14 protein-coding genes are annotated in these 13,886 nt (G+C 41.5%); 1 reads left to right on the top strand and 13 read right to left on the bottom strand.

All coding sequences use genetic code 11. The features are described from left to right. Nucleotides 1-12: 12 nt before the first annotated feature. From fapR to AB685_RS12015, 6 genes are all read right to left on the bottom strand, one after another. Complete coding sequence (gene fapR / locus AB685_RS12040; protein WP_047970835.1) at nt 13-579, bottom strand: transcription factor FapR; 567 nt, start codon at nt 577-579, stop codon at nt 13-15. Between the two features lie 140 nt (nt 580-719). Next, nucleotides 720-2,768, bottom strand: coding sequence for an ATP-dependent DNA helicase RecG (recG, locus tag AB685_RS12035; RefSeq protein ID WP_047970970.1), 2,049 nt, complete (start codon nt 2,766-2,768; stop codon nt 720-722). Continuing rightward, nucleotides 2,761-3,648, bottom strand: a complete 888-nt coding sequence (sdaAA, locus tag AB685_RS12030; protein ID WP_047970834.1) for an L-serine ammonia-lyase, iron-sulfur-dependent, subunit alpha — start codon at nt 3,646-3,648, stop codon at nt 2,761-2,763. The genes recG and sdaAA overlap by 8 nt, the downstream gene beginning before the upstream one ends. A 59-nt stretch (nt 3,649-3,707) precedes the next feature. Further along, the gene (gene sdaAB / locus AB685_RS12025) at nt 3,708-4,370 is read right to left on the bottom strand and encodes an L-serine ammonia-lyase, iron-sulfur-dependent subunit beta (RefSeq protein ID WP_047970833.1); all 663 of its coding nucleotides are present in this window, start codon (nt 4,368-4,370) and stop codon (nt 3,708-3,710) included. A 103-nt stretch (nt 4,371-4,473) separates the two neighbouring features. Beyond that, nucleotides 4,474-6,150 carry a DAK2 domain-containing protein gene (locus AB685_RS12020; protein WP_047970832.1) on the bottom strand — a complete coding sequence of 559 codons (1,677 nt, stop codon included), beginning with the start codon at nt 6,148-6,150 and terminating at the stop codon, nt 4,474-4,476. Nucleotides 6,151-6,166: 16 nt separating this feature from the next. Further along, nucleotides 6,167-6,529, bottom strand: a complete 363-nt coding sequence (locus tag AB685_RS12015) for an Asp23/Gls24 family envelope stress response protein (protein WP_047970831.1) — start codon at nt 6,527-6,529, stop codon at nt 6,167-6,169. 364 nt (nt 6,530-6,893) lie between these two features. Between AB685_RS12015 and rpmB the strand changes: the two genes are divergently transcribed. Continuing rightward, nucleotides 6,894-7,082: a 50S ribosomal protein L28 gene (rpmB, locus tag AB685_RS12010; RefSeq protein ID WP_047970830.1), complete on the top strand. Its 189-nt coding sequence runs from the start codon at nt 6,894-6,896 to the stop codon at nt 7,080-7,082. A gap of 511 nt (nt 7,083-7,593) precedes the next feature. On the opposite strand, the gene spoVM is transcribed toward rpmB, so the two are convergent. The 7 genes from spoVM to rlmN all read right to left on the bottom strand — a co-directional run bounded on the left by spoVM (nt 7,594) and on the right by rlmN (nt 13,886). Beyond that, nucleotides 7,594-7,674 (bottom strand): stage V sporulation protein SpoVM, encoded by an 81-nt coding sequence (gene spoVM / locus AB685_RS12005; RefSeq protein ID WP_047970829.1) that lies wholly within the window; start codon nt 7,672-7,674, stop codon nt 7,594-7,596. A 71-nt stretch (nt 7,675-7,745) separates the two neighbouring features. Continuing rightward, complete coding sequence (locus AB685_RS12000; RefSeq protein ID WP_047970828.1) at nt 7,746-8,402, bottom strand: thiamine diphosphokinase; 657 nt, start codon at nt 8,400-8,402, stop codon at nt 7,746-7,748. Between the two features lie 105 nt (nt 8,403-8,507). After that, complete coding sequence (gene rpe / locus AB685_RS11995; RefSeq protein ID WP_047970827.1) at nt 8,508-9,161, bottom strand: ribulose-phosphate 3-epimerase; 654 nt, start codon at nt 9,159-9,161, stop codon at nt 8,508-8,510. Between the two features lie 3 nt (nt 9,162-9,164). Continuing rightward, nucleotides 9,165-10,043 (bottom strand): ribosome small subunit-dependent GTPase A, encoded by an 879-nt coding sequence (gene rsgA, locus AB685_RS11990; RefSeq protein WP_047970826.1) that lies wholly within the window; start codon nt 10,041-10,043, stop codon nt 9,165-9,167. Between the two features lie 19 nt (nt 10,044-10,062). Continuing rightward, nucleotides 10,063-12,030, bottom strand: coding sequence for a Stk1 family PASTA domain-containing Ser/Thr kinase (pknB, locus tag AB685_RS11985; RefSeq protein WP_047970825.1), 1,968 nt, complete (start codon nt 12,028-12,030; stop codon nt 10,063-10,065). A gap of 5 nt (nt 12,031-12,035) precedes the next feature. After that, complete coding sequence (locus tag AB685_RS11980) at nt 12,036-12,785, bottom strand: Stp1/IreP family PP2C-type Ser/Thr phosphatase (protein ID WP_047970824.1); 750 nt, start codon at nt 12,783-12,785, stop codon at nt 12,036-12,038. Between the two features lie 9 nt (nt 12,786-12,794). Continuing rightward, nucleotides 12,795-13,886 (bottom strand): 23S rRNA (adenine(2503)-C(2))-methyltransferase RlmN, encoded by a 1,092-nt coding sequence (gene rlmN, locus AB685_RS11975; RefSeq protein ID WP_047970823.1) that lies wholly within the window; start codon nt 13,884-13,886, stop codon nt 12,795-12,797.

The raw sequence follows: 13,886 nt of genomic DNA, 5'->3' as shown, positions 1-13,886 counted from the left end.
ACCTACCTTTGATTAAGAACTTGTAGAACGGAACATTTCGAACTCTCCGTGGAAAACCTTCTCGCTTCCGACCGAGCTTTTCACCTCTACAGTTGTTCTCCCTTTTTCTTTATCTACATTACTTACAACTGCTTTTGCAACAATTCTCTCACCAAGCTTTACAGGTCTTGTAAAGCGAATGGTCGCTTTTGCTGTTAGAGCCAGCTCATCATTGATAACTGCAACCGCCAATGAGTTTGCCTGGGCAAACAAATGGTGACCTCGCGTAATCTGGTTTCGTTTGAAAACATGCTCGCTTTGTACATCAAAAATGGAAATGGCACTCTCGTCTAATTGCAGATCAATAATTTCACCGATCACTTCATCCAGTGGCAAGGATTTAACCTCTTTTTCGAGTGTACGCGCTGCAACGTTTTTTATTCTCTCACGCAATTCAGGAATACTTAACTCCAAGCGGTCCAAGCGTACTGTCTGAATACTCACTTGAAAAAAATCGGCAAGTTCTTCATCTGTTATAAAAGGGTTCTCTTGTATCTTATCCTTTAAAGATAACTGACGCTCCTTTTTATTTCTTCTCATAAAATACACACCATCCGAACTATTATGACTAGGTACTAATAGTAGTATATATACTAAAAAAGCAGATTGCAAGAAAAAATATTGGATCGAAGTGCAAATAAACAGAGGTCTGCCAACCAAATGACTTACCTCTGCTTATGTTAATCTAACTTGTCGCCATCTAGGATTCCAGACTGCGTAATCATATCCCTTAATCCTTTGTACTCCTCTTCCTCCCAAAAGCTTTGCGAGTATAGAAGTTCGTGGGCATCTTGTCTTGCAACTTCAAGGGCTCTATAGTCATGCACCATGTCTGCCACTTTGAATTCAGGAACACCGCTTTGCTTTCTTCCAAAGAAGTCACCCGGACCTCTCAGTTCCAGGTCCTTCTCGGAAAGTACGAACCCATCATTCGTTTCTGTCATGATTTTCATTCGTTCCTTCCCGACTTCCGATTTTGGATCAGCAAGCAGAATACAGTATGATTGTTCACTTCCACGTCCAACGCGCCCACGGAGCTGGTGCAGCTGGGATAGGCCAAAGCGTTCTGCATCATAGATCACCATCATCGTCGCATTAGGTACATTCACACCGACCTCAACGACAGTCGTGGAAACAAGCAATTGTACCTCATTTTCACTAAAGGCTTCCATCACTTTTTCTTTTTCATCTGAACTCAATCTTCCGTGCATCAAACCTATCTTCCAATTGCCCCGATAGTAGTGAGTAAGCATATCGTGAACATCAATGGCATTCTGGACATCCAGCTTTTCGGACTCTTCAATCAGCGGGCAGATGACATAGGCTTGTCTTCCTTTTTGCAGTTCTTTTTCAACAAAGCCAAGTACCCTATCAATCATTTGGTGCTTTGCCCAGTATGTTTCAATGGCTTTCCGGCCGGCAGGCATTTCATCTATGATACTAACATCCATTTCTCCGAACGCAGTAATGGCAAGAGTTCTTGGTATTGGGGTAGCAGTCATGAACAAGACATCTGGGTTTGACCCTTTTTCCCTGAGCACTCTTCGTTGCTCCACCCCGAAACGATGCTGTTCATCTGTTATTACCAGCCCAAGCTTATGGAAGTTCACTTCTTCCTGTATTAATGCATGGGTACCTACCAGAATATCAATTTCACCTTTTTGGAGCCTTTCCAAAAGTTCTCTTCGTCGTTTCCCTTTTACCGAACTTGTTAAGAGTGCAATATTTACAGCCGTCTTGTCAAAAAGGGCTGTTAACGATTGAGCATGCTGTTCTGCCAATATTTCAGTCGGAACCATCAGCGCTCCTTGATAGCCTGATAGATGTGCCGCATATAGACTTATGGCTGCCACCACTGTCTTACCTGATCCAACATCGCCTTGCAACAGACGATTCATTCGGAATGGAGAAGTCATATCACCCATGATCTCTTCTAGCACTCTCTCCTGGGCTCCTGTCAACGGAAATGGGAGGATGCTGATAAACTGATTTAGGGATTCTTTTGAAAAGCGGTGTACCAATCCTTCTGTTTGTTCGCGTTTGTATTTGCGCAAAGCTTGGATTTTCAGCTGGAACAGTAAAAATTCCTCATAAACGAAATATCTTCTCGCATGCTTCAACACCTCTTGATTAACAGGATTATGTAGCGCCTTGACGGATTCACTTTTTGACGGAAGCTTGTATTTTTGCAGGACGGAATGTGGTAGAGCGCTCTCAAGCTGGCCACCAAATGCATTCAGCGCATTTGCGATAAATTTGCGCATCTGCTTGACGGTGATGTTACCCTTAACCGAATAGACAGGTTCCACTTCACTTTCCTTCATGAATGGCCCGAAATGTATCTCCATCACGGTGATGGTCTGACGATGTTGATCCCATTTCCCAGTTATCGTGATCGTATCATTGATGGACAGTTTATTTTTATAGTAGGGACGGTTGAAGCAAACCGCCTTGACTAGAAAGCGACCCACAAAAAAGCGGAAAGTAAGCCTTGATTTCTTTTTGCCAAAATACATAAGAGAAGGCTCGCCATGAACCTTCCCTTCTACAGTTATCTTCTCTTCATGTTTGACTTCTGATATATCTCTTAAGCGGTAATCTTCATATCTGTATGGAAAATGCATGAGAAGGTCTTCCACTGTATATATTCCCATTGTATGGAGGGAGTTTGCGGTTTCTTCACCAATGCCTTTTAGGGTTGTTACAGTAATCTCCGATAAATTAGTCACCTTTTTGTAAGGAAACACCAAAAATTTTCGCTTCAAGCTCACGTCCAGTTGGTGTTGCCGCCAACCCTCCTTGTGCAGTTTCTTTTAGTGCAGTAGGCATCGTCTGTCCGATTTTGTACATTGCGTCAATTACTTCATCACATGGAATCGTGCTCGTAATTCCCGCAAGTGCCATGTCTGCTGCCACCATTGCATTTGCTGCTCCCATTGCATTACGTTTCACACACGGAACTTCCACAAGACCTGCAACAGGGTCACACACTAATCCTAACATGTTTTTAAGGGTAATGGCCATTGCATGCGCACATTGATCAGGTGTCCCTCCAGCCATTTCGACAATGGCTGCAGCCGCCATTCCGGAAGCGGAACCTACTTCAGCCTGACAGCCTCCTGCTGCACCGGAAATGGACGCATTGTTAGCCACAACAAACCCGAAAGCTCCTGATGTGAACAGAAAGTTGATCATTTCTTCTCTTGTCGGGTTAAGGACATTCTTCACTGCGAACAATGTCCCCGGAACCACTCCGGCAGAACCGGCAGTCGGTGTGGCACAGATGGTACCCATTGCAGCGTTTACTTCGTTTGTTGCAACCGCTTTGCTTACTGCATCCAATATGTTTTTACCTGTTAGAAAGTTACCTTTTTCAATATACTTCTGAAGAAGCACCGCATCCCCGCCAGTTAAGCCGGAAACGGATTTCACTCCTTCAAGCCCTCTTTCCACAGCCTGTTCCATGATTTCTAGATTCTTATCCATCTGGGCAAAAATGTCTTCACGACTTTTCCCTGTAAATTCCATTTCCTGTTCAATCATGATTTCTGAAATCTTCTTACTACTACTTTCTGCTATTTCAATAAGTTCTGCAACATTACGAAACATTCTTTTCCCCCCTATGAGCTATATCATCTTTGTAAGCGCTATCATTATTCTTCCAAAAGCTAGTCCACTATCTTTGTAACCTGAGTGATGTTAGGCAGTGCGGAAAGTTCTTGAATAACCACGTCATCAATATTCTGGTCGACTTCAATAGTCATCAAAGCTTTTTGACCTTTTTCCTTGCGTGAAACCTCCATATGGCCGATATTGATTGCGAATTTCGCCAATACGTTTGCCACTCCTGCAATTGCTCCGTAACGGTCATCATGTACAACGAGCAGTGCTGGGTGATTTCCAGAAAGTTTGAGTTCAAACCCATTCAATTCCGTTATTTCAATTTTCCCGCCCCCGATTGATATCCCTACCAATTCCAATTCACCTTCCTCATCACCTATTACCACTTTCGCGGTATTCGGGTGGTCTGTTATAGCATCTTCTTCTTGGAATGTTATTTTCACTCCCAATGAATCTGCTATCTGAAGAGAGGTTTTAATTCTTTCATCGAACGTATCAAAGTCAAGTAATCCACCGACAATCGCTACATCGGTTCCGTGACCTTTGTATGTTTTGGCGAATGATCCATAAAATGATATGTTCGCCCATTTAGGCTGTCTTCCGAAAAGGCTTCTGGCTACGCGACCTATTCTGGCAGCTCCTGCTGTATGGGAACTAGATGGACCTATCATTATTGGGCCAATTATATCAAATACACTTTTATATTTCATGTCTGCCCACTCCCCTTTGCTGGTTTCAGTTAATTACAGAAATCTTTCATCACATACAAAAGAAGGGTATTACCCCTTCTTTGTTTGCAACTATTATATTAGCCTACTCAATAGAAAAGATAAAGGAATATAGTGGCTGTTTTCCGTTATGGACTTCCACTTCCGCATCAGGGTAAGATTCTTCCAGATCGCTTACCAATTCTTCCACATCTTCTTCTGATACGTCTTCCCCGTAAATAACAGTAAGGATTTCTGAGTCCTCGTCCATCATGGTAGAAAGAAGTTCTTTAGCAGCGGCTTTCTTGTCTTTATTTGTGAGGACAATTTTACCGTCTGCAATTCCCATGAAGTCATCCTTCTGGATTTCCACACCATCAATGTTCGTGTCTCTAACAGCGAATGTGATTTGACCAGTTTTAACAGAGCTCAAAGCTTCTTTCATCGTAGCTTCATTGTCAGCCAATTCACCAGTCGGGTTGAATGCCAGAATAGCTGCCATTCCTTGAGGGACAGTTTTACTTTCAACAACTGCAACATTTTGCTCAGTAACTTCGGCTGCTTGTTTTGCAGCCATGATAATGTTGCTGTTGTTAGGTAGGATGATGACGTTGTCTGCATTCACTTCATCAATCGCCTTCAGAATATCCTCTGTACTAGGGTTCATCGTTTGGCCGCCTTCAATGACCACCTTTGCTCCGATGCTCTTGAATAGTTCTGCGATTCCCTCGCCCATTGCAACAGCAATGATTCCGAACTTTTCACGTTTTTTGTTCACTTCAGGTTTTGTAGCAGGGTATGCCTCTTCCTCAAAAAGAAGGTTACTGTGCTGCTCTCTCATATTTTCAATCTTCATGTTGATCAGGCTGCCGTACCTTTGAGCATAGGTCAAAACATCCCCAGGCTGTTCTGCATGAATGTGTACTTTTACAATTTCTTCATCTGCAATTACCAAAAGAGAGTCACCGTACTGAGACAGGTCATTACGGAAGTTCTCTTCAGTGAAAGGATTTCCTTTTACCTTATCATCTTCAAACTTCACCATGAATTCTGTACAATATCCAAACTCGATATCCTCGGTATTAATAGCAGAATGAACACTCTTATGGTGCTCGGCATTAACAAGTTCGTTCATTGTAGTAGTTGGTACGATATCTTCAATTCTCTGGCCTTTTAGTTCAGCCAGGAAACCTTCGTAAATATAAACCAGACCTTGTCCACCACTATCAACTACTCCAACTTCCTTTAATACAGGAAGTAGATCAGGTGTGCGTTTAAGGGAAGCATACGCCTCTTTTAACGTTTCCTCCATCAAGACGATGATGTCCTCTTCGTTTTTGGCGACTGCTACCGCTCTTTTGGCAGCATCTTTTGCCACAGTTAGAATAGTACCTTCCACAGGTTTCATGACAGCCTTGTATGCTGTCTGTACGCCTGCTTCTAGCGCTTGTGCAAAGTCTGTACTCGTAATTGTTTCTTTTGCTTCAATATGCTTAGAGAATCCTCGGAATAGTTGAGAAAGAATAACCCCAGAGTTACCTCTTGCACCCATAAGTAAGCCTTTTGCCAGAGCAGAACCGACCTTTCCAATATGTTCAGAAACATTACCTTTTACTTCTTTTGCTCCTGAAGTAATGGAAAGATTCATATTTGTTCCCGTATCTCCATCCGGAACCGGAAAAACGTTCAACGCGTCCACTGTTTTGGCGTTGTTTGATAAATGATTTGCACCTTGAATGATCATTTGTGCAAAACGTTTCCCATTTAGAACTTTTACTGACACTAAATTTTCCTCCTTATTACGGGTTCGTAACTCGAACTCCCTGTACATAAATATTTAAAGAATCAACGGAAAGACCGAGCATTTGATTCAGGATATATTTTACTTTAGTCTGTACATTGTGAGCCACTTCGGAAATCTTCGTTCCATAGCTGACGATGATGTACATATCAATATGTAGCTGATCTTCTTCTTGGCGTACGAGTACACCTTTTGTAAAATTCTCTTTTCTAAGTATCTCAGATAACCCATCTTTCAATTGGCTTTTTGAAGCCATGCCTACTATTCCATAACAATCTATTGCAGCTCCACCAGCGATGGTAGCAACTACATCGTTTGAAATATCTATTTGACCATAAGATGTTTTTAGTTCGATGGACATATAGGTTCCCCCTTCGATTGGATTTTTCACCTAGTCTACTCGCTATTTTACTATAAGTTCATTCATTTTAAAAGCAGGCGGATACTATTGTATCAATACTATTATTATACTGAATGCTAAAAACATGTATGTCAAGGTTTTTTTCTTGAAAGCTTTCTTTAGAACTATTGCAATGTTGAGGGTAGTATGTTAAATTATATAAGTATTTTCAAGAGATTATTTTGGTAAAGAAAAACGGTACGGAAGTGTACTTCTTCAGACGTAGAACTAATGTATGGTTTTTCTCGCAATAATAAGAAGGTACTTTCTTATTACTAATGAAAATATTGAATGATGTTTCTTTGTAGTTAGGAGGGAATTGAACATGGCACGTAAATGTGTAATTACAGGCAAAAAGACTGGTTCTGGAAACTCACGTTCTCACGCAATGAACTCTACTCGTCGTACTTGGGGTGCAAACCTTCAAAAAGTTCGCATCTTAGTAGATGGTAAGCCAAAGCGTGTGTACGTTTCCGCAAGAGCTTTAAAATCAGGTAAAGTGGAGCGCGTTTAATATCAGCGCACATACGAAAGCGACAGGGAATTTTCCCTGTCGCTTTTTACTTTTTTTGGGGGATAGTTGGAATTGCTTCGGATGGATGGGTGTAGCTACAGCAGATGATTTGTTTACATAATATTTTTATTGTCTATTCGGGAGAAAAATGAGTGATAATGAGTATATTTTTGAAGAAAATGATGCATTTTTAGCATGTAAAAATATATTCGGTCATTTCTTTTGTAGGTTCGGACATTTTGCAAGTAATTTTGAGGAGGGTTCGGACATTTCAATTGATTGTTTGGACAAGAATATTGGGCCGTTCGGACATTTGTAAAATCGGTTCGGACATTTATCGGAAAACTTCGGTCAAGTTCACAAAATCTTCGGTCAACTATCGGAAAACTTCGGCCAAGTTCATCAAAACTTCGGACATTTGTTCAAAACATGCCCTCCACACCCTCTGCGGCAACTTTCCATTGTTAAAGAACATCAACCATTTATAAAAAAAGCACCCATACCAGGTGCTTTACTCCTTCTTAAATGTCCCAAGCATAGCCCGGATTATACCTCCCAAGAATCTAGGTAGCTTGATTGTATAAAATTTCATTACATTCCCTCCTCCGAACTTTTTACCTTCTATGATATCAGGTTGCAAATTTGCGGATCGTCAGGACCGTTTTAGGATAATGGATGATAATCACGGCTCCTTATCACCATTAATATGCCTTCCTCAAATGAAAAAGTACCACTTTCCACTTCAAGTTCATTACTTATACATAGTGTGTCTCCGAAGCGAATATTCTTCTTATCTAAAGGATATTTAAATCCAATCAACGTTATGCCTTTCACATGAGGGGTTATGGGCATGAAAGAGATAAATGGCAGCGATTCATCTTTAGCGATAGGATATGTACCTTCTTTGAGAACGTATAATATATTTTGGCTATCGTGTATCTCTATCTTTATCTTTTTGTCCAACCCTTTTAACTGAAGTTGAATGTTACCTAAAAAGTGATCCAGTCTCCCGCCGGTCCCTCCGTATATCCGGATAAGATTCGGCCTTTGTTCCAGAGCCCAGTTCACTGCAATATCCGTATCGGTTTCGTCTTTTTCACTTGGGAAAACCTCTGCAAACGGAAGCCTTTTCTTTATATCCTCCAGTTCCTGACTTGTAATAGAATCAAAATCACCGAAAGCTTTGGCTGGCTTAATACCCTGTTCTAAAAGGTATGCTACTCCTTTATCCACCCCCACCCATGTGACGTTATCTGCTTGGAGGGACTGAAGATCAGGTATAAGATCTGTTGGGCCTCCTGCAACAATATGTATGATCAACTTTTTTCTCTCCCTTGTATTATGGTTTTCTTATCACAAATAATAGCATAACGTAAAAAAGCCTTCTCTATGAAGACTTTCTACGAACTTGAGGAATTTGCGAAATTAAGACAAATTGCTTCTTATGGACTCAATTGCCTGTTTGCGGTCTTCCTTATTGTAGATGGCAGAGCCTGCAACCAGAACATTTGCACCAGCTTCTACGCACAGCTTGGCAGTTTCGGGGTTGACGCCTCCATCCACCTCAATATCTATGGATAACCCTCTCTCTTTAACAAGGGACGCTACCTGCTCGATTTTTGGCAGTACATCGTGAATGAAAGCCTGACCGCCAAAACCTGGATTAACTGTCATCAAAAGGACAAGATCCACGTCATTCAATATAGGAATGATGCTCTCTACCGGTGTAGCAGGATTGATGACCACTCCAGCTTTCACGCCTTGTGATTTAATATGCTGGATGGTCCGATGTAGATGGCGGCAAGTCTCCACATGTACGGAAATGATATCTGCTCCAGCTTTTGCAAAATCAGCAATATAGGCATCCGGATTCTCGATCATCAAGTGTACATCCAATGGTAGTTTCGTGATGGGACGCACGGCTTCTACAATTAATGGACCTATTGTGATATTGGGAACGAAATGGCCATCCATCACATCAATATGAATATAGTCTGCTCCTCCTTGTTCCACATCGAGAATGTCCTTACCTAATTTAGCGAAATCCGCACTCAGGATCGAAGGGGCGATTTTTATCATATTTTAGTACCTCGGCTTTCTATCTTTTATTTCTTCAACAAAGGAAACGTAATGCTTGTATCGGTAGGAGGCAATCTCTTCTTTTTCGACAGCTTCCTTTACCGCACATTTCGGTTCTTTCAGGTGGGTGCAGCCTCTGAACTTGCAGTCATGGCTTTTCTCTACGAATTCTGGAAAACAATCTTTCACATCTTCCGCTTCCATTTCCAAAAATTCCAAAGAACTGAACCCTGGAGTGTCAGCAACAAAGCCATGGTTGATTTCCATCAACTCCACATGTCTCGTTGTATGCTTTCCTCTTCCTAAATGGGAGGAGATGTTGTCCGTTTTCAATTCAAGTTCAGGGCGTAACACGTTTAAAAGAGATGATTTGCCCACACCGGATTGGCCGGCGATCACCGAAGACTTGTCTTTCAGGTATGGTAGTATCTCCTTCAGCTGCTCAGGTTCCTTCGTGGAAGTAAGCAACACTTCATAACCGACCGAACGATAATAATCGGCAAACTTGATCAGGTTAGCATCTTCATCAAGAAGGTCCATCTTGGAGATACAAATCAAAGGACTAACATCTTTGGATTCAATCAGTACCAAGAATCTGTCCAATAGGACCGTACTAAATTCAGGCTCCAATGCAGAAAAGACGAGGATCGCCTGATCGATGTTTGCAATAGGTGGTCTTACAAGCTCATTTTTGCGAGGCAATACGTCCATAATGTATCCTTCTCGGTCGTTTTCCGCTTGAAATACAACGGAGTCCCCAACAAGAGGGGTAATCTTATTTTTACGGAAAACCCCTCTCCCTCTACATTGGGTTATACTGCCATCCGCAGTCAAAACATAATAAAAGCCGCTTAATGCCTTGACAATTTTACCTTCTGGCATACACTCACTCCTTAGTCCGTTACTCTATATCGTCATAATCGATGGTAACATTTTCGATCTCTTCCCCGTCGACTACAATTCTGTATTTAGCTTGTTGTTTGTACGCAACTGTCACAGTGAATCCTGAAATAAGATCTTCCGTTATAATGAAAGTCTCCTTAGGTTCACCATCCATAGTGTTATTTAGATCTTCCAAATATAATTCAACCGTCTGTTCAGCGCCTTCTTCTTCTGGATCGTATTTCACTTCCAAAGGAATATCCACTGACTTATCCGCCGGCTCGGGCCCATCGGAAACAATAAGCTTTATTGTATCCCCTTTTTTCACCTGTGATTCCGGAGCGGGATCCTGTTTGATAATATTGCCTTCTGAAACGGAATCATTATACTCATTTGTAATATCAGGAACCAACCCCAGACCTGCCAGATGTCTTTGGGCAAAGTCGATTGACGATCCCTGGTAGTTATCCAACTGAATAGGGCTTGATCCGATGGAGACAACAAGTTTAATCACTGTTTCCTCCGGTATGACCATACTGCCTTTTTCCGGTTCCTGGCGGATTACCCTTCCTTCTGGTACTTCATCAGAATGAACTTCTTCAATATCAGGATTCTTGAAATCCTTTTCCTTTATGCTTTCTATCGCATCTTCCACAAAAAGGTCGGTATAGTCTTCCATTTCCACTTCTTCTTTTCCAAGACTTCTGAAGATCGTGATCGCTTTTCCTTCTTTCACGACATCCCCTGCCTTTGGAAATGTTCTTGTGACTTTCCCTTTCTCTATTTCATCACTTGGCTCATCTTTTGGTTCTTCCAGCACAAGCCCAAGATCAATGAGTTCTCTTACTGCATCGTCATACTCATAGGTAGATACATCAGGTACCGTCACATCTTTTGGTAGCAGCATGGAAGGGAGAAGGATAAACGCTGCGACTGAGCCACCAATTAGTAGTAAAAGAATGACTAAAAGTACTATTGGCCATTTTTTCTTCTTTTTCTTAGGAGGTGGTGCTTTTTTCTCCTTTTTGACAAGCTTTTCTTCAGAGGGACGAACCCTTGTTTCATCTTCATTTGTAAGGTTTCCGAGACTACCTTTGATAATAGGAATTGCTTTGGTGGCCTCTTCATCATCATCAGGAATGTGAAATTTAGGTTCATTCCTACGACTTGGTTCAAGCGTAGTCATAAGATCTGCCTGCATTTCATCAACAGAAGCATATCTGTGTAACGGGTCTTTGGCCATTGACTTCAATACCACATTCTCCATGCTTTGTGGTAATGTCGGATTCCAGCGTTTAGGTGAAGGTGTTTCCGACTGAAGATGCTTTAATGCAATGGAAACGGCAGACTCACCAGAGAAAGGAAGTCTTCCGGTCAATAGTTCGAACATGACAATTCCAAGAGCATATACATCGGATTTCTTCGTGGCCAAACTTCCTCTTGCCTGTTCCGGTGATAAATAATGTACAGATCCCAATAGGGAATTGGTCTGTGTAATAGTAGTAGAACTAAGAGCCATCGCAATACCAAAATCCGTTACTTTCACTGTCCCATAATCATCAACCAAAATATTCTGCGGCTTAATATCTCTATGTATTATCCCATTATCATGGGCATGGGAGATGGCAGATGTCAGCTGGTTCATGATCTCCACTGCATTGTACTGTTCAACTGGTGCATATTGCTGAATGTATTGCTTTAATGTTTTCCCCTTAACATGCTCCATCACGATGTAATAGATGTCGTCTTCTTCCCCAATATCGTATATGCTGACAATATTCGGATGGTCCAAGCTTGTTGCAGATTGAGCTTCCCTTCTGAAGCGGCGAATAAATTCTTCATCGTTTGCAAAATCTAACCTTAATACTTTAACAGCAACATCACGGTCCAAAATCATGTCATGGGCAAGGTAAACATTCGCCATTCCTCCGCCACCGATGACTTCCATAATTTTGTAGCGATCATTTAATCTTTTGCCTATTAACACCTATATCACCCACTCCCAGCTTCGGAGACAGATAATTCCAAAATGGCTACCGTAATATTATCTTCTCCACCGTAATGGTTGGCGCGTCTTATCAATTCTTCCGCTTTGGCAGATAAATCTTGGCTTCCATTATTTAAAACCTCGACAATCTCCCTGCTATTGACTTTATCTGTCAACCCGTCTGAACATAGGAGAATATATCCAGGGTCATCATATGTAATTGTTTTTATATCAATTCTCACTGATTTCTCTGTCCCTAAAGCCTGTAGTATAACATTTTTTCTAGGATGATGCTCTGCATCTTCTTTTGAAATTTGTCCACTCTTAACAAGCTCGTTAACAAAAGTATGATCTTCTGTTAATTGCTTGGCAGCCGCATCCGATATTAGATAAATTCTGCTATCCCCTACATGTGCAAGGGTAACAAAAGAATCCCCTAAAATCGCAGCTACAATCGTTGTTCCCATTCCTTGACATTCTTCATGGGAATTTGCATGTTCAAAAAGCGTTTGATTGGTTTGAAGGATAAATGTCTTCAACCAGATTTCGGCAGGTTCAGGGGAAGAGATATTGATTGTCTCCTCCCACATTTCCTTAATGTGGCTAACAGCTCTTTCACTTGCCACTTCACCTGCCTGGTGTCCCCCCATGCCGTCACAAACAACTGCAAGGATTGTGCCGTCTTTATTAACAAAAATTCCCCCATTGTCTTCATTATGTGAACGAATTCTCCCTCTATCTGTTAAAAAGACCATTAACAAATGTCACCTCGTCTCTTCTTTCCGCTCCTTCGCACGCAGCTGGCCGCATGCCGCATCAATGTCGTGGCCTTGTTCACGACGGACTGTTACGTTAACCCCAAGATTTTTCAAGGTTTTTTCAAACAAATTGATTTGTTCCTTTGGCGTTCTTACATAATCTCGTTCAGGAACATAGTTAACTGGAATCAAGTTAACATGACATTTCATCCCTTTTAGCAGTTGAGCCAACTCTTCTGCATGTTCCACCTGGTCATTCACGCCACCGAATAGACCATACTCAAAACTAACTCGGCGACCTGTTTTTTTGATGTAATAACGGATAGAATCCATTAATTCAGGCAGTTTGTATGCTCTATTGATCGGCATCAATCTTGAACGTATCTCGGTGTTTGGTGCATGAAGGGATACCGCAAAGTTAATTTGCATGTTCTCATCAGCAAACTTGTAGATTTTTGGAATGATTCCACTTGTTGATACGGTAATATGACGTGCACCGATATTAAGTGCATTGTCATGGTTGATAATTTTCAAGAAGTCCATCATTTCATCAAAATTGTCGAACGGTTCCCCGATCCCCATGATAACGACGTGACTTACACGTTCATCCATTTCATCAAGAGCCTGTTGTACTTTTACAACTTGAGCGACAATTTCACCGGATTCCAGGTTTCGTTTTAAGCCACCTAGTGTGGAGGCACAGAACGTACACCCTATTCGGCAACCTACTTGTGTCGTCACACATACGGAATTTCCGTATTCATGCTTCATCAGTACTGTTTCAATGGAGTAACCATCATGTAGTTCAAATAAAAATTTCATTGTTCCATCTGAAGACGTTTGTTGTACAATTGTTTTCAGAGTGGTGAGCGCATAGGTCTCCTCTAGCTTATCCCTAAGTCCTTTTGAAAGATTGGACATCTCCTCAAACGAAGTAACACGTTTTTGGTATAACCATTCAAAGATTTGTGTCGTTCTGAATTTTTTCTCTCCGATACTTAGTAACCATTCTTCCAATTCGTGCAATTGCAAAGAATAGATGGACGGTTTACGAGTTGCTTCTTCTTGTTTGATTTCTTCTTTTGTATTATGTTCCAT

The sequence above is a fragment of the Bacillus sp. LL01 genome (assembly GCF_001037965.1).
This window is presented reverse-complemented; position numbering and strand designations above follow the sequence as displayed.

Excerpts from the sequence above, each read along its gene's own strand:
- fapR (WP_047970835.1), bottom strand. The coding sequence starts at position 579 with ATGAGAAGAAATAAAAAGGAGCGTCAGTTATCTTTAAAGGATAAGATA.
- sdaAA (WP_047970834.1), bottom strand. The coding sequence starts at position 3,648 with ATGTTTCGTAATGTTGCAGAACTTATTGAAATAGCAGAAAGTAGTAGT.
- sdaAB (WP_047970833.1), bottom strand. The coding sequence starts at position 4,370 with ATGAAATATAAAAGTGTATTTGATATAATTGGCCCAATAATGATAGGT.
- AB685_RS12015 (WP_047970831.1), bottom strand. The coding sequence starts at position 6,529 with ATGTCCATCGAACTAAAAACATCTTATGGTCAAATAGATATTTCAAAC.
- rpmB (WP_047970830.1), top strand. The coding sequence starts at position 6,894 with ATGGCACGTAAATGTGTAATTACAGGCAAAAAGACTGGTTCTGGAAAC.
- spoVM (WP_047970829.1), bottom strand. The coding sequence starts at position 7,674 with ATGAAATTTTATACAATCAAGCTACCTAGATTCTTGGGAGGTATAATC.
- rpe (WP_047970827.1), bottom strand. The coding sequence starts at position 9,161 with ATGATAAAAATCGCCCCTTCGATCCTGAGTGCGGATTTCGCTAAATTA.
- rsgA (WP_047970826.1), bottom strand. The coding sequence starts at position 10,043 with ATGCCAGAAGGTAAAATTGTCAAGGCATTAAGCGGCTTTTATTATGTT.
- AB685_RS11980 (WP_047970824.1), bottom strand. The coding sequence starts at position 12,785 with ATGGTCTTTTTAACAGATAGAGGGAGAATTCGTTCACATAATGAAGAC.
- rlmN (WP_047970823.1), bottom strand. The coding sequence starts at position 13,886 with ATGGAACATAATACAAAAGAAGAAATCAAACAAGAAGAAGCAACTCGT.